Raw genomic sequence first — 19575 nt, 5'->3', positions numbered from 1 at the left:
TCTCGGTCGGGTCACTTCCAACGGAAGACACGGGTGGCGACGAGCGTCGGCACCACGGCGGTGGCGGCCAGCGTCAGCAGGTCGCGGGCCTCGGGGACGTCACCGAGCCAGGCGGACTGCATGGCCTGCGTCCCGGCACCGAAGGGCAGGACCCGCCCGATCTCGGTGAGCACGTCGGGCAGCACGTCGGGCGGCACCGTGCCGCCGCCGAGCGTGAGCATGCCGAGGAAGACGACGAGGCCGACGGCCGTCGCGCTGCTCGAGGACGGCACGAGGGCGGCGAGGACGAGCCCGATGCCGTACATGGCGGCCGTCGTGAGCAGCGCCGCGAGGACGGTCCAGAGCAGCAGGCGCGGCGCGACCAGCTCGAAGACCGTCGCCACCACGACCAGCGACAGGATCGTGCCGACGATGCCGAGGACCGCGTTGACGGTCACCTGTCCGAGGAGCACCCAGGAGGGCCGCGCCGGCGTGACGGCCAGGCGCCGCAGCACGCCCTCACTGCGGTACGACGCGAGGAACGACGGCATGTTGACCAGCGCGAGGATCGCGACGATCGTGCCGAACCCGTTGGGGATCCCGATCGCGCTGGCGGCCGGGATGCCGGTGCCGTCGACCCCGCCCTCCTCGGAGGTGAGGCCGCTCATCACGATGATGAGGGCCGGCAGGGCCAGCGGGAGGAACACCCCGGCGGGGTCGCGCCAGACCAGCTTGGCCTCGGTGGCGACGACCTGGCGGACAGCGGTGGCGGTGCTCATCGGTCCTCCTCCGTGCGACCCGCGGCGGTGCCCGTCAGCTGGAGGAACGCGTCGTCGAGCGTCCCCTGGTGGACCCGCACCCGTTCGTAGGTGACGCCCCAGCCGTGCAGGGCGCTCGTGACCGCCGTGACGAGGTCGCCCCGCCCCAGCACGTGGACGGTGGAGCCGTCGGCCTCCACCCCCGTGACCCCCGGCAGCCGCTCGAGGTCCCCGACGGGCGCAGGGCCCGTGACGTCGAAGGTGACCCGCTGCCCGCCGACGGTGCTCTCGATGATCCCGCCGGTGGTGTCGGTGGCGACGACGCGACCACCGCGCATGAGCGCGACGCGGTCGCAGAGGCGCTCGGCCTCCTCCATGAAGTGGGTGATGAGCACGACGGTCAGGCCACCGTCCCGCAGGTCGAGGATCGTCTGCCACATCGCCCGCCGGGCCGTGGGGTCCAGGCCCGTCGTCACCTCGTCGAGGATCGCGACCCGGGGACGGCCGACCAGGGCGAGCGCGATCGAGAGCCGTTGCTGCTGCCCCCCGCTGAGGCCCTCGAAGGGGGTGGCGCGCTTGTCGGTCAGACCCACCCGCTCGAGCATCTCGTCGACGGGCACCGGGTCGGGGTAGAAGGACGCGTAGAGCTTGAGCGCCTCGCGCACCCGCAGCTTGGCGGGCAGGCGGCTCTCCTGCAGCTGGGCGCCGAGCACCTGCCGGAGCGCGTCCCGGTCGCCGAAGGGGTCGATCCCGAGCACGCTGACCGCACCGGAGTCGGGGCGGGTGAGGCCCTCGATGATCTCGACCGTCGTCGTCTTCCCGGCGCCGTTCGGGCCGAGGATGCCGAAGATCTCCCCGGTCCCGACCGTGAGGTCGACCCCGTCGAGAGCGGTGGTCCCGCGGTAGGTCTTGCGCAGCTGCCGGACCTCGATGGCTGGCGTGGCAACGTTCACTGGCGTCTCCCGAGCTCCTCGGCGAGGGAGGTTCCTCCCCCGGTGTCGTCGTGCTCCTCCACGGCGTCGAGCACCAGCCGCGCGCACGCGCGCACCTCGGCGGCGAGCGGGCGGTCCTCGACGAGCGGCGGGCAGGCCGCCGCGACCCGGGCCCACAGCCCGGTGGCCGGCCAGCCGCCGAGGGCGGCGTGCTGGGCGAGGCCCACGGCGAGCGACCCGATCACCCAGCGCGCCGTCTCGAGGGCCTCACCGACGGCGATGGCCCCCGTCAGCGACATCGGCACGTGGTCCTGGTTGGCCCCGTTCGTCGGCAGCGAGGTGAGCGTCGTCGGCTGCACGCGCTGCCGGATGGACGACACGAACGAGGTCGCGCTGATCTGCACGCCGGCCAGTCCGCTGCTCAGCCCCGGTGAGGACGTCAGCATCGGGGGCAGCCCGCCGTTCAGCTCGCTCGAGCAGAGCACGCCCAGCTGGCGCTCGAGCAGGAAGGCGACCTGCTGCACGCCGAGGCCGGTCTGGTCGGAGGCGAGACCCACCGGCAGCGAGTGGAAGTTCGCGCCGTGGAGCACCCGCCCGTCGACGCAGACCGGGTTGTCGGTGACCCCGCTCGCCTCGCGGAGCAGGATCTCCTCGCACGACCGGGCCTGGTCGAGCACGGCGCCGAGCACCTGGGAGGCGGCGCGGATGCTGTAGACCTCCTGCAGCGGACGTCCCTCCACCCGGGCGGGGCGGTCCGGGTCGAGCGCGCCGCGGATCCACCCGGCCACCTCCGCCTGGCCCGGCTGCCGACGGACCGCCGCGATGGCCGGGTCCAGCGACTCCGTGCCGATCCCCACGACCTCGACGAGGCGCGCCGTGAGCAGGGCGGCCGCGCGCACGTGGGCCTGGAGCTCCTGGAGGTTGACGAGAGCCGCGGCGAGGCTGACGCTCGTGCCGTTGACGAAGGCGAGCGCGAGGCGGGCCGGCCACGCGACGGGGTCGCAGCCGACGTCCGCCAGCGCGCGGGCGGAGTCGACCACCCGCCAGGCGCCCGTGGCGTCCTGCACCCAGGCCTCGCCCCGGCCGGCCAGGGCGAGCGCCGCGGCGGCCAGGGGCTGGAGGTCGCCGCTCGCGCTCACCGTCCCGGCACCGGGGATGGCCGGGGTGAAGCCGCGGTCGTGGAGCCGGGCGAGCGACTCCCACTGCTCGGGTGTCACGGCGGAGAAGCCCTGCCGCATGCCGTGCAGCCGCAGCAGCACCGCGAGGCGGCAGACCCGGGGGTCGAGGTGGCGTCCCTGGGCCGTGCCGAGGTGGTGGATCAGGCCCATCCCCGTGCGGGTGCCGTCGCCGGCCCCGGGGTGGTCGACGAGGGCCCCGAAGCCGTTCGTCACGCCGTACACCTGCGCGTCGGCGGCGAGCGCGCCCGCCATGACGGCGACGCTCCGCTCCATCGCGTCCCGCTCCTCCGCGGTGAGCGGGGGGACCGGTGTCGCGAGGTCACCACCGGCGACGAGCGCGCGCAGCGAGGTGAGCGGCGGGGTCGGTGCGGGTGACGCCGCGAGCGTCCCGGGGGTCGCGAGCGGCGTGGGGGCGGTCGTCGTCATCGGGCGGCTCCTGCCGTGGCGAGCGGCGCGGCGGGCACGTCCCGCACCAGGTCGGTGAGGGTGGTGCCGAGCGCGTAGGGATCGGGCATGGCGCGGACCTCGTCGCGCAGGGCGCGGGCCGCCCTCCGGTGCGACGGACCGTCGAGCAGCGCCGTCACGTGGTCGCGCACGGTGGCCGCGTCGGCCTCCTCGGCGGGCACGGACCGGGCGGCGCCCTGCGCCACCAGCCCGTCGGCCAGCAGGGGCGCGTCGAACTCCGCGGGGAGGACGAGCTGCGGCACGCCGTGCACCGCCGCGGTCGCGACGGTGCCGGGACCGCCGTGGTTGACGGCGACCGCGCAGGTGGGCAGCAGGGCGTCCAGCGGGACGTGCTCCTCGAGCCGCACGTTGCCGGGCAGCGACCCCAGCGACGCGTGCTCCGACGGCGCGAGCGCGGCCACCACCTCGACGTCGAGGGCGGCGAGACCGTGGACGACCTCGCGCGCCGAGCAGACGTAGCGCCCGAACCGCGCCACCGACGACGAGCCGAGGCAGACGCTGACCCGCGGCCGGCCCGGGGGCGTCGGTGGTTCGGTCAGCACCCAGGAGGGCACGGGCCGGGACCCGTTGTAGGGCACGTGCCGCACCGGCAGGTAGGTGACGTCCGCCGGGTCCTCGGCGCGGAGGGTGGCGGGCAGCTGGGTGATCGTCGCCTCGCCGTGCACGAGGCGCTCGCTGAACTCCACGCCGTACGGCGCGGCCGACCGCCCCATCCACTCCTCGAGCGGGTCCGGGCGGGGGTCCGGGACGCCGTCCGACCGCAGCCGCAGGAACTGCCGGCGGAAGCGGGCGACGAGGTCGAGGCTCCAGGCGAAGCGCACGTGGCGGGCGCCGACCGCCTCCGCGGCCACGGCTCCCGCGAAGGTCGTGGTCTCCCAGACCACCAGGTCGGGACGCCAGCGACGGGCCAGCGCGACGAGGCCGGCGCACATCGGGTCGCTCACGAGCGCCCACCACCAGCGCACGAGGTAGGTGTAGCCCCGTGCCACCACCTCGCCGTCCACGCCGGGGCGCAGGCAGGCGGTGTCCATCCCCCCGCTCACGCGCCGCCGGGGCGGGACCCTCTGGAGCAGCGCCCCCAGCCGGTGGTCGCGGCCGACCCCCACGGTGGGCAGCCCGCTGGTGGCCAGCGTGGCGACGAGGTCGGGCTGCGTCGCGAACAGCACGTCGTGGCCGGCCGCGCGGAGGCCCCACCCCACCGGGACGAGCCCGGCGGCGTGGCTCCACTCGGCCTGCGAGACCAGGAGGACCCTCATGCGACGTCCCCCGGGGTCGCCGCCAGTCCGTGCGCCGCGGCGACGAGGGTGCGCAGCTCGACGTTCACGTAGTGGCTGTGCTGCAGCAGGCTGCCGAGCTGGTGCAGGCTCATCCAGCGGAACCCGGGCGGCTCGGCGCCGACCACGGCCTCGTCGACCGCCACGAGCCGGTAGCGGGTGCGGGCGTCCCAGAAGCGACCGCCCTCCTCGGACAGCACCGACTCGAACAGCACCGCCCCTGACGGCGCGTCGACGGCCAGCGACCGGAGCGGCAGGGGCAGGGCGGCGTCGGCGGCACCGGTGGGATCGGTGGCGTCCTGCAGCGTCGGGCCCAGCTCGACGCCGTCGCGGTAACCGGGCGACGGGCTCGCCCGCACGAGGAGGTGGAGCACGTCGTCGACCGCGGCCGCCAGGCAGACCGCCAGCCCCTCGGCGTGCGGGGCCAGCAGCGGCTGGCGCCACGTGCGCACCTCACGGCCACGCGCCTCGACCTGCACGCCCCGGATGGCGAAGCGGCCGCCGTCGACGTGGCGCAGCTCCCCGTCGGCCCGGTGCCACCCGTCGCCGACCTCGCGCAGCGGGACCAGCGTGGCGCGGCGCAGCGGGCGGCTGCGGAGGCCGGTGAGCCAGCTCAGCAGGTCGGCGTAGGGGTGCAGCGCCTCCGTCGCGGGCGCCAGGGACGCCCGCACGGTGCGGGCGAGCCGGTCGTCGAGGCCGGGGGTCGGTTCGCGCCAGCCGCCGATGAGGTGCAGGGGCAGGCAGGAGAGCACCGTGCGCGCGTCCATGTTGACCAGGTCGGCCTCGAGCAGGCAGCCGTAGAGGTCCTCGAGCGGCACCCAGCGGAAGCCCGGGAGCACCTCGAGCGCCTCCCGGTCCTCGAGGAGGACGAACATGTTGCGGTTGCGCTTCTGGAAGAACCAGGCCGCCTGCTCCGACTGCAGGACGTCGACGAGCACCCGACCGCGACCGGCGTCGGTGAACCACGAGAGGTAGGGCACCGACGCCCCGCCGTGCTTGCCCGTGTAGTTGCTCCACGTCGCCTGCACCGTCGGGCTCAGCTGCACGCCGTTGCGGTTCCCGGGCTCCGCCTTGGCCTGCACGAGCACGTGGAGGCGTCCCTCGGCGCGGGCGGCGACGAACCCCAGGATCCCGACCTCGGGCTGGTCGATGATCGGCTGGCTCCAGCCCTCCGGACGCGGTGTGCCCGGGTGGTCGTCGGCGCCGACGACCGGGCCCACGTGGAGGCCCGTGACCCGGAAGAACCCGCCGCTGGGGTGGACGAGGTCGCCCGTGAGCGGGTCGGCGCGCCAGGGCGCGATGTCGTCGAGGTCGACCTGGCGCACCGTCATGGTGTGCCGCGCCGCGACGTCGGCCAGCCAGGCCTGCACGGACGCCACCCCCGGCGGCGTCGTCCGCCGTGGGGCCAGCTCGTCGACGGAGGTCATGACGCTCAGGCCCGGAAGTCGGTGGTGGCGTCGATGGCGATGAAGTCGACGTGCGCCCCGGTGAGGCCCTCGCCGACCGCGATGTGGACCCCGATGGCGCCCTCGTTGAGCTGCGAGTTGACCGACCAGTCGACCTCGTCGGGCTTCATGGCCGCGTTGGAGCTGAACGCCAGCTCGGTGAGCATGCCGCCCAGGCCGGCGTTGGTGTGCACGAGCAGCTCGGGCGCCATGTCGCGTCCGGAGGCCGTGAGCACCTTCCGGAGCACCGAGTGCTCGACCGTCAGCCGCAGGGGGAACTCGCCCGCCCGGGCCAGCGAGCGCAGCAGCTCCCAGGCAGCCGTCTGCATGGCGCGCACGTCGTCGCCCACGTGGCGGTGCACCGCCACCGAGACACCGTCGGCGACGAACTCGCCGTTGACGTCGAAGCCCGGCTTGATGCCGGTCATGAACTCGTCGGGGACCGACACGAGGCCGACCTCGAAGTAGGCACCCACGCTCTCCCACTCGCCCGGGGCGAGCTCGGGCTCGATCTTGGGCCGCAGCATGGTGATCTCGTCGAGCTCGCACCGCAGCTCCGCGTCGGCGCTGGACACGACCATGGTCGAGGAGCCCGCCACCGCCTCGAGGAGCACGTTGTTGCGCTCCGCGGCGTCGACGAACGACGAGCGGGCCATCTTCTCGAGCGTGTAGAGCACGGCCTCCGGCGCCGGGTCGAAGGCGACCCCCGCCACGATGAGCACGCGCGACTCGGCGAAGTACTCGCGCCACACGTCGTGGTTGGACACGTCGAGCGGCGTCGTCGGGATGGCGACGACGTTGCGGCGCTCGTCGGGCGAGAGCCCGGAGAGGTGCTCGAAGTGCAGTGCGCCGACGCCGCGCTCGTGGAGCATCCGGAGCAGGGCGCGCGAGTCGGTGAGCAGCAGCGGCTCCTCGCCCTCGAAGACGGGGAGCAGGGAGGCCGCGAGCCGCTCGGCGAAGCCCGCCTCCTGCTCCGCGGAGGTGTCGGTCAGGGTCATGGCGGCGCTCCTTCCGGTCGAGGGTGTGCGGGAGGCTCAGAAGCCCGACGAGCAGGGGCAGCCCGCCGGCGGCGGGGTCTCCCCGTCGGGCCCGGTGCGGTCGACGACCTCGCGCTCCGTGCCGCGCACGTCGACCGAGGCCCGGCTGTGGCTGGTGCCCCCGACGAAGCTCACCCGCGCCGTACGGCGGGGCGTGGCTGCTGCGGGGGCCGGCGGCGGGGCGGTGGGCCCCGCGCTGGTGTCCGGCCCGATGCGCTCGTCGGTCATCACGTCGTCCTCCCGGCCACGGTCGCAGGCTCCCCGCGACCTCGTCGTGCCCTGGACGCTAGGCAGGCGCCGACGCGCCTCGGAAGGCTCGGGAGGGCACGCGAGCGGAACCGGTCCGCCGGGTGCGCGGGCCGGGTCGCCCCTGAGCGGAGCCGGTCAAACCGGGGGGCGAGGACGACCGCTCGCGATGGTCCTCACCTAGCGTGGCGAACTGCCGCGGGTCGCCGGCCGTGCCGGCGCTCAGTCGCCGAGGAGCGCCCCGAGGACCTCGCGGCCCTCGCGGTCCCAGTCCGACCGGTGGACCGCGACCACGTCCATGTCGAGCGTTCGGGAGCCATCGTGCAGGTAGTCGCGCAGCGTCCCCTCGAGCCGTGCCCCCGGCGCGTCCCACGCCCACGCGCCGTGGACCTCGTGCACGTAGACCTTGGCCACGCGCCACGTCGCGAAGGCGACGTTGAGCAGCAGCAGCCGCGTCTCGCGCGCCACCACGGCGTCCGCGCCGGGGGCGAGCTGCACGCCCGCCCGCACGTGGCCGGCGTGGGGGTCGAGGTCCCAGAGGGTCGCGATCCCGACCGGGTCGCCACCGTCCGCACCGCCGTCCGCACCGCCGTCCGCACCGCCGGGGCGCACGTCGTACTGGAGCGCGATGCGGCCCGGCTCCGCGGGGCAGGCCAGCTCCACGACGAGGTCGAGGTCGGGCATCCCGGCCGCGTCGTCCGGGTCGATCCCCAGCTCCTCGGGCAGGTCGAGGGCCGATCGGAAGGACGTGGGCTCGAGCTCCACGCGCGCCGTCGCGAGCGTCGGGAAGAGGGTCACGGTTGCTCCTGCGCCTCGTGGGTGGGGACCGTCGGTGGCCGACCCTATGCCACGCGGGGGAGGTGACCGGGCCGTGTTCTCCGAGTCGGCGGACCTCTACGACCTCGTCTACGAGGGGGCGGGGAAGGACTACGAGGCCGAGGCCGCGCACCTCCTCGGGCTCCTCCGCGAACGCCGGCCCGACGCGCGGACGCTGCTCGACGTGGCCTGCGGCACGGGCAAGCACCTGGCCCTCCTGGCCGACGGGCTGACCTGCACCGGCGTCGACCTCGACCCCGGTCTGCTGGCCGTCGCGTCCGGGCGCTGCCCGGGCGCCGAGCTGGTGGTCGGCGACATGCGCACCTTCGACCTGCGGCGCACGTTCGACGTGGTCACCTGCCTCTTCGGCTCCGTCGGCTACATGCTGACGCTCGAGGACCTGCGCCGGGCGATCGCCACCATGGCCCGCCACGTGCGCCCCGGCGGGCTGCTGGTCGTCGAGACGTGCAACGCACCGACGGAGTGGAGCACCGACCTGGTCGGGACGGTCGTGGTGGAGCGCCCCGGCTTCTCCGCGGTGCGGATGGGGTCGTCGACGCGGCACGGGCGGGTGGCCGAGGTGGAGCTGCAGTACCTCATCGGCTCCGCCGCGACCGGCATCGAGCACGTCGTCGAGCACCACGCGCTCGGCCTCTTCACCGAGGAGGAGTACGCCGACGCCTTCCGCGCCGCCGGGCTGGTGACCGAGCGCGTGCCCTCGGGACCGTTCCCCCGCCGGATCCTCGTCGGCGGCGCTCCGGAGGTGCCCGCGTGAGCACCGTCCTGACCCCGCACCTGCGCACCCGCCGGGTCTCGTTGCGCCAGGGCGGGCACGACGTCGGGCGCACGGTCTACCGCTTCCTCACCGCCTTCGGCACCACCGCGCTCGGCGACCCCGACGTCTTCGCGCGCGGCATCACCGCCGACGTCAGCGCCCTCTTCACCGTCCACGTCGGCCGGGACGAGGACCCGGTCGGCTTCGCGATGCTGCAGAACCTCCGTGCGGGCCGGCACGTCGAGGTCGGCATCTACACCGACGCCGAGCGCACCCCGCTGGGCGCCGGGGCCGAGGCCACGCTGCTCGTCGTCAACTACGCCTTCGCCGCCCTCGGCGTGCGCAAGGTCTGGTCGGTGACGACCGAGCACAGCAGCTCCGACTTCGGCGTCGCCTTCGCCGACGAGCGCCGCGAGGCCGTCATCCCCGACCACTTCTGGTTCCAGGGCCGGCACTGGGACGCCCACTGGTACTCGATGGAGCGCGACTCCTGGTGCGCGGAGGGGGCGCCGTTCCTCGAGCGGCTGACCCCGCGCACCGGGTCGCAGGAGGTAAGCCCGTGAAGGACGTGACGCTGACCCCCGAGGAGGTGCTCGCGTGGCCCCACGACGCCGACCTCCTCAACGCGCGGCCGTGGCACGTGGACTGGAGCGGCACGCGGCTCGCCGACCTCGAGCGGCTCGTGGAGCACCGGATGCCGCCGCGCTGCGAGTTCCACACGTCCGGCTCGACCGGTCCGCCGCGGCCGTGGGAGCTGCGGCCCGAGCAGATGCTGGCCGAGGTGCTGGCCCTCGGGGACGTCCTCGGCGCCGGGGGCGGGATCGACGCGGTCGTCGCCTTCGCGCCGCCGCGGCACCGGTACGGCGCGCACTGCTCCGTGCTGCTGCCCGCGGCCCTCGGCGTGCCCGCCTGGGTGCGTCCGCGCTCCCTGGGAGCGCTGCCCCCGCTGCGCGGCCGGGTGCTGGTCGTCGGCATCCCGAGCACGTTCGCGATCCTGCGGCACCGCCTGGCCTGGCTGGAGGCCGCGGCGTCGGTGACGGTGCTGCACAGCTCGGCGACGTTGCCCGCTGCGGCCGGGGCGCTCGAGGACGAGGTGGCCCTCGCCGCCCCCGGGGCCGACCTGTCCGTCGTCGAGCTGCTCGGCTCCACGGAGTCGGGTGCCGTCGCCACCCGACGACGGGGCGACGACCTCTGGACCCTCCTGCCGGGGGTGTCCTTCGCCGGCCCGCGCGAGGAGGGCCCCGCGGACGAGGAGCGCCTGGTGGTGCGCAGCCCCTGGCTGGCCCGGGCGCCCGGCAGCACGGAGGACCGGCGCGTCCACCGGCTTGACGACGTCGTCGAGCGCCACGGCGCCGACCGGCTCCGTCTCGTCGCCCGCGCCGGCCGGTTCGTGAAGGTCAACGGCGTGCGGCACCACCTCGACGAGGTCGCGGCGCGCTTCGGGGCGCAGTTGCGCCGCGAGGTCGCCTGCATCGGGGTGGTCGACCCCGACGTGGGCGAGCACTTCGAGCTCTACGTCGTCGAGCCGACCGCCGGTCTCGTCGACATCGCCGACGACCTGCGGCGGGCCATCGACGTGGTGGGCGTCCACCCCCGACGGGTGCGGCTCGTGACCGAGCTCGTCACGTCGAGCACGGGCAAGGTCGTGTCCGGTCAGACCTACTTCCGGGAGGAACGGCAATGAGCACCACACGCAGCGCACTGTGGACCGAGGTCCGCGACCACGTCGAGACCGAGGCCGGGGTGCTCACCTGGATCCAGTCGGACGCCGAGGGCGAGGCGGGCGGCACCGCGGTCGCCTTCGCGGACCTCGACTCCTTCACCTTCATCCAGCTCCTCCTCTCCGTGGAGGCGGCCTTCGACGTCGAGCTCCTCGAGGAGCTCGGCGACTTCCGCGGCACCACCTTCGACGACGTCACCGACTTCGTGGTGGCGCAGGTCGAGCGCTCGCGCGGCGAGGCGGCCGCCCGGTCATGAGCGGGGCCTGGGACGCGGTCGAGTCGGCGCTGCAGGTCGTGCTGCTCGCCCTCGACGGCGCCTTCGCCGCGCTCGGCGCGACCCGGTGGTGGTCGTGGGGCTTCGCCGTCGTCACGCTCACGCTGCTGGTCCGGGCGGCCCTGCTGCCCACGCTGGCGCTGCAGCTCCGGTTCACGCGGCGCATGGACGCCCTCGAGCCGCAGCTGCGGGAGATCCGCGAGCGCCACGGCGTCGGTGCGACACCGCTCGTCAAGCGTCCGGGCAAGGCGGCAGCCGCGTGGGTGCGGGCCGAGGAGGAGCAGGACGCGCTGCTCAAGGAGCACGGGGTCCGCTGGTGGGTGGGGTTCCTCCCCGCCCTCGTGCAGATCCCCGCGGTCGTCGCGGTGCTCCGGCTCTTCGGCAGCCCGGACCGCACGGCCGACCTGCACCCCGCCACGTGGGCGGCGGTCCCCGCGCCGACGACCACCTTCCTGCACCACGACGACGGTCGCGCCGTCGTGCTGGCGACGGCGCTCCTCGCCGTCGTCCTCGTCCACGTCGGGCAGCGACGCGCGCTCGCTGCGCGCCCCGACCCCGCCGCGGTGACGCCGACCGGGCGCCGGCTGCGGCTCCTGGCGCTGCCCGTGCTGGCGGGAGCGCTGGCCCTCAACCTCCCCCTCGCGATCGTGCTCTCGTTGACGACGAGCCTGCTCTGGGGGATCGGACAGTCGACCTGGGTGGCGGCGCGGCGCCGCGGCGCCCCCCATCCGCAGCCGGAGGTGGCACGGGCATGAAGATCATCGGGACCGGGTTCATCGCCACCCACCTCGAACGCATCGCCCACCGGCACGACGACGTCGTCGCCCTGGCCGCCGGGGTCTCGTTCCCCACCAACCCCGTCGAGTCCTACGTGCGGGAGCGCCGCCTCGTCGAGGAGGTCGTCGAGGAGTGCCTGCGCGACGACCGCAAGCTCGTGTTCATGAGCAGCGCGGCGGTCTACGGCCGCACGGACGAGCGCGGGAGCGAGGACGAGCCGCCCGACCCACCCACGCCGTACGGTCACCACAAGGCCTCGCTGGAGGCCCTCATCCGCGACTCCGGGGTGCGCCACCTCAGCCTGCGGCTCGGCTACGTGCTCGGTCGCGACGCGCCGCCGCACCGCCTCGTGCCCTCGCTGGTGCGCCAGGTCCGCGCGGGGACGGTGACGCTGCACCGCCACGCCTACCGCGACCTCCTCGACGTGGGCGACATGGTCACCATCACCGACGGCCTGCTCCGCAACGGCGTCACCGACCACGTCGTGAACGTCGCCTCGGGGCAGTGCGTGCTCATCGACCGCATCGTGCGGCACGTCGAGCGGCGCCTGGGGATGCGGGCGGAGTGGGTCCGCCTCGACGAGGGCGCCCGGCACTGCATGTCGACCGACAAGATGCTCGGCCTCCTGCCCGCGGACGTGGAGCTGCACTTCCCGCCCGACTACTTCCGCACGGTGATCGACGGCTACCTGCGCGCGGTCGGCATCGACGTGGACGCACCCGCGAGCCGGCCGGGGGTGGGGTGAGTGCGGGTCCTCCTCGTCAGCTACGCCGAGCGCACGCAGGCGGAGCCCCTGGTGCCGCTGGCCTGGGCGCTGCGCTGCGCCGGCCACGACGTGCTCGTCGCGACCCAGCCGGAGCTCGTCGAGACGCTGGCCGACAGCGGACTCCCCGTGGTGGCGGTCGGGCGGTCGCTGCCCCTGTACCGGTTGTGGGACCACGCGGAGCACGAGGGCGACGCCGACGGGGACCTCGACCTCGTCGACCCGACGGTGCCCCTCGACTGGGACACCGCGGCCCCCGCCTTCGCCGACCTGGTGCAGTGGTGGTTCCGCACAGCCAACGAACCGCTGGTCGGCGACCTCGTCGCCCTGTGCCGCGAGTGGGAGCCCGACCTGGTCGTGTGGGAGACGATCACCGTCGCGGGGGCGGTGGCGGCCCGCGCCTGCGGGGTGCCCCACGTGCGGTTCCTGTGGACCTACGACTTCCTCGCCTCGGTGCTGCGACGGCTCCGAGACGTGCAGCCGCCCGGCGCCGCCGAGCCGCTGACCGCCTGGCTCGCCACCGTTGCGGCGCGGTTCGGCGTCGAGCCGGACCCGGCGGCGGTGACCGGGGACGCGACGATCACCTTCCTCCCCGCGGCGCTGCGCCGCCTCGACGACCCCGACCTGACCTACCTCCCGATGCGCTTCGTGCCCTACGCCGGTCCCGTCGTCGTGCCCGACTGGGTGCACGACGAGCCCACGGTCCCCCGGGCCTGCGTGACGCTGGGGACCTCGGCGCTCGACCGCTTCGGCCGCCTCGTCGTGCCGGCGGCGACCGTGGTGCGCGGGGTCGCCGCCGTGGCCGCCGAGGTGCTCGTGACCCTCGACGGCCCCGAGGACGCCGGCCTCGACCCGGCGGAGGTGCCGGACCACGTGCGCTTCGTCGGCCGGGTCCCCCTCGACGCCGTGCTGCGCACCTGCGACCTGGTCGTCCACCACGGCGGGCCCGGCACGGCGATGACGGCGGTCGCCGCGGGTGTCCCGGCCCTGGTCGTGCCCGAGGAGTTCGACGCCCCCGTGCTCGCCCGGCTGCTCGCCGACACCGGCGCCGCGCTGCGGCTCTCCCTCGACGAGCTGACCGAGGCCTCCGTCGCGGAGGCCGCACGCCGGCTCCTCGACGACCCGGCGATCCGGGAGGAGACCGTGCGCCTGCGCACCGCCCTGCTCGGGATGCCGAGCCCCCACGACCTCGTCGACGCGCTCGAGCGCCTCGTCGAGCACCCCGCCCCCTGTCCGGAGACCACCCGAGGAGCCGAGCGATGACCATCCGCGTCTGGGACTACCTGACCGAGTACGGCGCGGAGGAGGCCGACCTCCTCGACGCCGTCCGCACCGTGTTCGCCTCCGGCCGGCTCGTGCTGGGCCCCGCCGTCGAGGAGTTCGAACGAGCCTTCGCCGACTTCCACGGCGTGCGGCACGCCGTCGGTGTCGACAACGGCACCAACGCGGTCGAGCTGGCGCTGCGCAGCGCCGGCGTCGGCCCCGGCGACGAGGTGGTCACCGTGTCGAACACCGCGGCGCCCACCGTCGTCGCCATCGACGCGATCGGCGCCGTGCCGGTGTTCGTCGACATCCGCGACGACGACTCCTACCTCATGGACGTGACGCAGGTGCGGGACGCGATCACCCCGCGCACGCGGGCGGTGCTGCCGGTGCACCTCTACGGCCAGTGCGTCGAGATGGAGCCGCTGACCGCGCTCGCCGCCGAGGCGGGGATCGCCGTCGTCGAGGACTGCGCCCAGGCCCACGCCGCGCGCCACCACGGGCGGCTGGCCGGCACCTTCGGCCGCACCACGGCGTACTCCTTCTACCCGACGAAGGTGCTGGGGGCCTACGGCGACGGCGGCGCGGTCCTGACGGACAACGACGAGGCGGCGGCGCGGACGCGACGGTTGCGGTACTACGGGATGGAGCGCACCTACTACGTCGTCGAGCGGCCGGCGCTCAACTCCCGCCTCGACGCGGTCCAGGCCGAGATCCTGCGCCGCAAGCTGGGTCGGCTCGACGACTACGTGGCGGCCCGCCGCGAGGTCGCGCGCCGCTACGACGAGGCGCTCGCCGGCACCGACCTCGTGCTGCCCGCGGTGGCGCCGGGCAACGAGCACTCCTACTACCTGTACGTCGTGCGGCACCCCGAGCGGGACCTCGTGCTCAAGCACCTGGCCGAGCGCGGGATCGAGCTCACCGTCAGCTACCCGTGGCCGGTGCACACGATGTCGGGCTTCGCGCACCTCGGGGTGCCGCGGGGCAGCCTCCCCGTCACCGAGGCGGCGGCCGAGGAGATCTTCTCCCTGCCCATGTATCCCCACCTCTCCCGCGAGATCCAGGACACCGTCATCGAGAACCTCCTCGACGTGCTCCGCGACCTCTGAGCGCCGACCTCGATGCGGGTCCTCGTCACCACCCACGCGGAGCGCACCCACCTGCTCGGGCTCGTGCCGCTCGCCTGGGCCCTGCGGGCCGAGGGCCACGAGGTGCTCGTCGCCGTGCAGCCGCGGCTCGCGGCGACGGGCCACGCCGCCGGGCTCCCGGTCGCGGCCGTGGGCCGGGACTCGCAGCTGTGGCGGGTGCGCGGCGCGGTGGGCGGCGGCGACCGGGTGCCGGGATTGGGACTGGCGCCGGGGCTGGGTCCGGGCCCGGGGTCGGGACCCGCCGACTGGCCGGTGCTGCGCGAGGAGCTGGAGCGCGTCGTGCCGTGGTGGTGGCGACTGGTCAACGACCCGATGGTGGACGACCTCGTGGGGCTCGCCCGGCGCTGGCGTCCCGACCTCGTGCTGTGGGGGGCGGTGACCTTCGCCGGGGTGGTCGCCGCGCGTGCCGCGGGAGCCGCCCACGCGCGGGTCCTCTTCGGCGTCGACCTCGCGGGGCGCCTGCACGCGGCGTACCGGCGGGAGCGGCCGCCCGAGGTGCGCGCGGACCCGCTGGTGGACTGGCTAGGCCGCACCGCGGACCGCCTCGGGACGGGGTTCGACGCCGCGGACGTGCTCGCTGCCCCGACCGTCGACCCGCTGCCGCCGTCGCTCGGCCGCCCCGACGGGGAGCCTCCGGGGTCGACGGGGCCGCTGCACCCGCTGCGCTTCGTGCCGTTCAACGGGGACGGCACGCTCCCGGCCTGGCTCCGGCGACCGCCCCGCCGCCCGCGGGTCGGCGTGAGCCTCGGGCACTCGTCGGCGGACGACCCCGCCCGGTTCCGCGACCTGCTGGCCGGACTGGCGCGGCTCGGCGGGCTGGAGGTGGTCGCGACCGCGCCGACGGAGGTACGGCGCGCGCTCGGCCCGCTGCCGGACACGGTGCGCGTCGAGCCGTTCGTGCCGCTCGACGCGTTGGCCGCCACCTGCAGCGTCGTCGTCGACCACGGCGGCGGCGGCACGGTGTGCACGGTCGCGCGCCACGGCGTGCCGCAGCTCGTCGTGCCGCAGCACTACGACGAGCCGGTGCTCGCCGCGCGGATCGAGCGCGCGGGGGCGGGGCTCGCGCTGGCCCCGGAGGACGCGACGCCGGCGGCCGTGCACGACGCCGTGCAGCGGCTCCTCGACGAGGAGCCGTTCCGGTCCGGCGCCGCCGCCCTGCGGCAGGAGCTGCTGGCGATGCCCGGCGCCCGGAGGGTGGCGGCGGACCTGACGGACCTGGCGGGCTCGGCGGCCGGGGCCTCCGGGGGTCAGGCAGCCAGCGCCTCGAGCTGAGGGACGAGGGCGGCGGGCGGCGGCATCGCGGCCATCTCACCGGCGAGCCGCGCAGCGCCCGCGCGCAGCGCCCGGTCGTGCAGCAACCGGTCGACGGCCGCGGTCACCGACGCGGCGTCGACCTGCTCCGGCGGACACGTCAGGCCCGACCCGGAGCGGGCGAGCAGGTCGCCGAGCACCGCCTCGTCGTAGGTGTCGTCGGGCACGACGAGCTGCGGTACGCCGTGGCGCGCGACCGTGCACATCGTGGCGGCACCGCCGTGGTCGACCACGGCGCTGCACGTCGCAGCGAGGGCGTCGAGCGGCACGAAGGACGCGAGACGCACGTGCGCGGGCAGCGGCCCGACCGACGCGTGCAGGTCCGCCGGGACGGTGGCGACGACCTCGACGTCGAGCGCGGCGACGCCCAGGAGCACGTCCCGCAGCGCCACGCCGTAGCGGCCGTGGTTGGTGATCGACGACTGGCCGAGGGTGACGCAGACCCGCGGTCGACGCGGGCGTGACCGGAGCCAGGCGGGGAGGACCGCGCGCCCGTTCGACGGGACGTAGCGGACCGGCAGCACGGACGCGGCGGGGGCGGCGGGGGCGGCGGACGCGGCGGGCGCGCCCGTGGGGTTCAGCGCGGGCGGCAGGTAGTCGACGGTCGCGAGACCGGTGAGCAGGTGCTCGTCGGCGCCACCGCGACGTCCCAGCGAGGCGAGGCGCCCGCCGAGCCAGCCGAGCACGGGGTCGGGCGCGGGGTCGGCGGCGGCGGCCAGCTTGCGGTAGCGCCGGCGGGCCGGCGTGAGCAGGTCGGAGCCCGAGAGCACCCGGGCGTGGGGCACCCCGGCCGCCGTCGCGGCGATGGAGCCCGCCCACGTGAACCCCTCCCAGAGCACGAGGTCGGGACGCTCACGCTCGAGGAGCGCGACGAGGTCGGGCACGAGCGGGTCGTTCATGAGGCGCCACCAGAGCCCCACGTTCTCGCGGTAGAACGCCTGCCACTCCGGCCAGGTGCGGCGGCGCACCGCCGCGGGGGCGAAGCCCGAGGTCGCGCCCGCCGCCGGACCGTCGGCCCCGCGTTCGAGGGCATCGAGGCGCTCGAGCGCACGGTAGGCGCGGTGGTCGCGGCCGAGGGGGACGCCCCGGAGACCCGCACCGGTGACGACGTCGAGCACCCGTGGGGGCGTCGCGACCGTCACGTCGTGCCCGGCGGCGCGCAGCGCCCAGGCGACCGGGACGAGCGGCAGCACGTGCGTGCGCTCGCCCAGGGCCGTCATCACCACCCGCACCCGTGCCCCCCCTCGGCAGGTCCTCGTCAGGACGGCGAAGAGCCGGGAGGGCGGCTCCGCCCTCCCGGCTCCCCGGCGCGTCGTCGGCTCAGTAGGAGCTGTAGGAGAAGCTCCGCTCGGGCGAGACGACCTTGGCCTCACGGGTCTCGCCGGCGACCCGGAGCTCGCCGCGGGCACGCGAGCCGCTCGACTGGACGGTGATCTTGCGCTTGGGGGTGGACTGCGCGTTCATGTTTCGCTCCTCGAGAGATGGGGCCGGGCGGGCCTGATCAGCAATGACGTCCTCGACGCTAGGAGCGCCCGCACGCCCACGAAAGACCGTGGTGCCCAACCGATCGGAACCGCTCAACACGTGCTCCGGAGGTGTGGGGGTGGCAGGGTGGTCGGGGTGAGCCTCGCCATCGCGAACATCTGCATCGACTGTGCCGACCCCTACGCCCTCGGCGTCTTTTGGAGCGACGTGCTGGGGATCCCCCTCGCCGACGACGACGCGCCCGGTGACGACGAGGCCGGCCTCGAGCTGCCGTCGGGGCAGGCGCTGCTGTTCCTCCGCGTGCCCGAGGGCAAGGTCGTCAAGAACCGCCTGCACCTCTGCCTCGCCCCGCCCGAGGTCGACCCGACGCGGGTCGGCGCGAGCCGCGACGCCGAGGTCGAGCGGGTGCTCGCCCTCGGCGCCACGGTGGTCGACGACCTCCGGACGCCCGACGGCAAGGGATGGGTCGTGCTGGCCGATCCGGCGGGCAACGAGTTCTGCGTGATCCGGCCGGCGGAGGAGCAGGCAGGCTGATCCCACCGCGGGACGTCATGCGCGCCGGTCGCCCCGCCCGCCGGGGCGCATGACGTCCCGGGAGGGATCAGAGCAGCAGGGCGTTCACCGGGTCGGCGAGCACCTGCGCGACGTCGTGCAGGAACGCCGAGCCCGTCGCGCCGTCGATGTGCCGGTGGTCGAAGCTGAGCGTCAACGTCACCACGTCGCGCGCCTCCAGGCGCTCGTCGGCGCCCTCGCCCACCACCCACGGCCGGCGCTGCACCGCACCGAGGCAGAGGATCGCGGACTCGCCCGGGTTGATGATCGGCGTCCCGCCCTCCATCCCCAGCGGGCCCACGTTGGTGATGGTGAACGTCCCGCCCGCCTGGTCGGCCGGCGCCGTGCGGCCCTCCCGTGCGGTCGCGGTCAGCGCGCCGATGGCCCGGGCGAGCTCGGCGAGGGACATCCGCTCCGCTCCCTTCACGTTGGGCACGACGAGCCCCCGCGGCGTGGCCGCCGCGATCCCGAGGTTGACCTCGTCGCGCAGCACGAGCTCGTCGCCGCCGTCGGCGGCGGTGCCCGCGTCGTACCGCGCGTTGAGCAGCGGCGAGCGCCGCAGCGCGAGCGTCACCGCCCGGGCGGCGACGACGAGGGGCGAGAGCCGCAGGTCGGCGTACGCCGCGCGCTCGCGCAACCCGTCGAGGAGCCGCGTCGTGGCGGTGGCGTCGACCGTCGTCCAGATCGTCACGTGCGGCGCCGTGAAGGCCGAGGCGACCATCGCCTGCGCCATCGCCTTGCCGACGCCCTTGACGGGCTGACGGCGCTCGGTGCCGGAGACCGCGACGGGCGCCGCGGGCGAGGCTGCGGGAGCGGCGGGCGCCGCCGCGCGCTCGACGTCCTCGCGCGACACGGTGCCGTGCGGACCCGTCGGCGGCACCGTCGCCAGGTCCACGCCGAGGTCGGCCGCGAGCTTGCGCACGGGCGGCTTGGCGAGCACCCCGACGGCTGCGGGAGCGGCGGCGGGCGCCGCCGTCACGCGCCGGGGACGACGCGTCGTGCCGGTGGCCCGCGGGCCGTAGCCGACGAGCGTCTTGTGCTCCTCCTCGGCGGGCTCCGGCTCCGGCTCCGGGACCGGCTCCGGTTCCGGCGTCCGCTCCGGTTCCGGGGCAGCAGCGGGGGCGGCGGCCGCGGCCGGCTCCCCGATCCGGATGATCGGCGTGCCGACCTCGACGGTCACGCCGACGTCGACGAGCAGCGCGGTGACCTCCCCGGCGAACGGGGAGGGCAGCTCGACGACGGACTTCGCGGTCTCGATGTCGACGATCGGGTCGTTCACCTCGACGACGTCGCCGACCTTGACGTGCCAGGCCACGATCTCCGCCTCGGTCAGACCCTCGCCGACGTCGGGCAGCTTGAACTCGGGCATGTCCCTC

At 75.4% G+C, this 19575-nt stretch carries 21 protein-coding genes; 10 read left to right on the top strand and 11 right to left on the bottom strand.

What is annotated here, in order from left to right; all coding sequences use genetic code 11:
* Positions 1–11: 11 nt before the first annotated feature.
* The 8 genes from PIR53_18270 to PIR53_18235 form a co-directional block, all read right to left on the bottom strand.
* A complete protein-coding gene (locus PIR53_18270; GenBank protein ID WZH51949.1) occupies positions 12–758 on the bottom strand; it encodes an ABC transporter permease in 747 nt (248 codons plus the stop codon).
* Positions 755–1690 carry an ABC transporter ATP-binding protein gene (locus PIR53_18265; GenBank protein WZH51948.1) on the bottom strand — a complete coding sequence of 312 codons (936 nt, stop codon included), beginning with the start codon at positions 1688–1690 and terminating at the stop codon, positions 755–757. Before PIR53_18265 ends, PIR53_18270 begins: the two co-directional genes overlap by 4 nt.
* Entirely contained in the window at positions 1687–3273 is a 1587-nt protein-coding gene (locus tag PIR53_18260; GenBank protein WZH51947.1) for an aromatic amino acid ammonia-lyase, read from the bottom strand. The genes PIR53_18265 and PIR53_18260 overlap by 4 nt, the downstream gene beginning before the upstream one ends.
* Complete coding sequence (locus PIR53_18255) at positions 3270–4568, bottom strand: DUF1205 domain-containing protein (protein ID WZH51946.1); 1299 nt, start codon at positions 4566–4568, stop codon at positions 3270–3272. Before PIR53_18255 ends, PIR53_18260 begins: the two co-directional genes overlap by 4 nt.
* Positions 4565–6013, bottom strand: coding sequence for an NDP-hexose 2,3-dehydratase family protein (locus PIR53_18250; protein ID WZH51945.1), 1449 nt, complete (start codon positions 6011–6013; stop codon positions 4565–4567). The genes PIR53_18255 and PIR53_18250 overlap by 4 nt, the downstream gene beginning before the upstream one ends.
* A gap of 5 nt (positions 6014–6018) precedes the next feature.
* Positions 6019–7029 (bottom strand): hypothetical protein, encoded by a 1011-nt coding sequence (locus PIR53_18245; protein ID WZH51944.1) that lies wholly within the window; start codon positions 7027–7029, stop codon positions 6019–6021.
* Positions 7030–7065: 36 nt separating this feature from the next.
* Complete coding sequence (locus PIR53_18240) at positions 7066–7296, bottom strand: hypothetical protein (GenBank protein ID WZH51943.1); 231 nt, start codon at positions 7294–7296, stop codon at positions 7066–7068.
* Positions 7297–7536: 240 nt separating this feature from the next.
* On the bottom strand, positions 7537–8112 hold the full coding sequence (locus PIR53_18235) for a hypothetical protein (GenBank protein WZH51942.1): 576 nt from the start codon (positions 8110–8112) through the stop codon (positions 7537–7539).
* A 73-nt stretch (positions 8113–8185) separates the two neighbouring features.
* On the opposite strand from PIR53_18235, the gene PIR53_18230 reads away from it, so the two are divergent.
* The 9 genes from PIR53_18230 to PIR53_18190 are packed head-to-tail and all read left to right on the top strand — an operon-like array spanning position 8186 to position 16123.
* Positions 8186–8905 (top strand): class I SAM-dependent methyltransferase, encoded by a 720-nt coding sequence (locus PIR53_18230; protein WZH51941.1) that lies wholly within the window; start codon positions 8186–8188, stop codon positions 8903–8905.
* On the top strand, positions 8902–9468 hold the full coding sequence (locus tag PIR53_18225; GenBank protein WZH51940.1) for a GNAT family protein: 567 nt from the start codon (positions 8902–8904) through the stop codon (positions 9466–9468). The genes PIR53_18230 and PIR53_18225 overlap by 4 nt, the downstream gene beginning before the upstream one ends.
* Positions 9465–10589, top strand: a complete 1125-nt coding sequence (locus PIR53_18220) for a class I adenylate-forming enzyme family protein (protein WZH51939.1) — start codon at positions 9465–9467, stop codon at positions 10587–10589. Before PIR53_18225 ends, PIR53_18220 begins: the two co-directional genes overlap by 4 nt.
* The gene (locus PIR53_18215) at positions 10586–10882 is read left to right on the top strand and encodes a hypothetical protein (protein ID WZH51938.1); all 297 of its coding nucleotides are present in this window, start codon (positions 10586–10588) and stop codon (positions 10880–10882) included. The genes PIR53_18220 and PIR53_18215 overlap by 4 nt, the downstream gene beginning before the upstream one ends.
* Positions 10879–11655, top strand: a complete 777-nt coding sequence (yidC, locus tag PIR53_18210) for a membrane protein insertase YidC (GenBank protein WZH51937.1) — start codon at positions 10879–10881, stop codon at positions 11653–11655. The genes PIR53_18215 and yidC overlap by 4 nt, the downstream gene beginning before the upstream one ends.
* Positions 11652–12422, top strand: coding sequence for an NAD-dependent epimerase/dehydratase family protein (locus PIR53_18205; GenBank protein WZH51936.1), 771 nt, complete (start codon positions 11652–11654; stop codon positions 12420–12422). The genes yidC and PIR53_18205 overlap by 4 nt, the downstream gene beginning before the upstream one ends.
* Positions 12423–13703 carry a DUF1205 domain-containing protein gene (locus PIR53_18200; GenBank protein WZH51935.1) on the top strand — a complete coding sequence of 427 codons (1281 nt, stop codon included), beginning with the start codon at positions 12423–12425 and terminating at the stop codon, positions 13701–13703.
* Positions 13700–14812, top strand: coding sequence for a DegT/DnrJ/EryC1/StrS family aminotransferase (locus PIR53_18195; protein ID WZH51934.1), 1113 nt, complete (start codon positions 13700–13702; stop codon positions 14810–14812). Before PIR53_18200 ends, PIR53_18195 begins: the two co-directional genes overlap by 4 nt.
* A 12-nt stretch (positions 14813–14824) precedes the next feature.
* Positions 14825–16123, top strand: a complete 1299-nt coding sequence (locus tag PIR53_18190) for a DUF1205 domain-containing protein (protein ID WZH51933.1) — start codon at positions 14825–14827, stop codon at positions 16121–16123.
* Here the strand turns inward: PIR53_18190 and PIR53_18185 are convergent.
* Together PIR53_18185 and PIR53_18180 are read right to left on the bottom strand one after the other, a co-directional pair.
* On the bottom strand, positions 16099–17382 hold the full coding sequence (locus tag PIR53_18185; protein WZH51932.1) for a DUF1205 domain-containing protein: 1284 nt from the start codon (positions 17380–17382) through the stop codon (positions 16099–16101). The two genes, PIR53_18190 and PIR53_18185, sit on opposite strands and share 25 nt — an antisense overlap.
* Before the next feature lie 100 nt (positions 17383–17482).
* Positions 17483–17626 carry a hypothetical protein gene (locus PIR53_18180; GenBank protein WZH51931.1) on the bottom strand — a complete coding sequence of 48 codons (144 nt, stop codon included), beginning with the start codon at positions 17624–17626 and terminating at the stop codon, positions 17483–17485.
* Between the two features lie 156 nt (positions 17627–17782).
* On the opposite strand from PIR53_18180, the gene PIR53_18175 reads away from it, so the two are divergent.
* Positions 17783–18181, top strand: coding sequence for a VOC family protein (locus tag PIR53_18175; protein WZH51930.1), 399 nt, complete (start codon positions 17783–17785; stop codon positions 18179–18181).
* Positions 18182–18248: 67 nt separating this feature from the next.
* Here PIR53_18175 and PIR53_18170 read toward each other — a convergent pair whose 3' ends face one another.
* Complete coding sequence (locus tag PIR53_18170) at positions 18249–19568, bottom strand: dihydrolipoamide acetyltransferase family protein (GenBank protein WZH51929.1); 1320 nt, start codon at positions 19566–19568, stop codon at positions 18249–18251.
* Between the last annotated feature and the right edge of the window lie 7 nt (positions 19569–19575).

Origin of the sequence: Nocardioides alkalitolerans (genome assembly GCA_038184435.1) — a bacterium.
Classification (GTDB): Bacteria; Actinomycetota; Actinomycetes; order Propionibacteriales; family Nocardioidaceae; genus Nocardioides; species Nocardioides alkalitolerans_A.
Note: the sequence above shows the minus strand (reverse complement) of the source record. Positions and strands in the feature narration are given on the sequence as shown.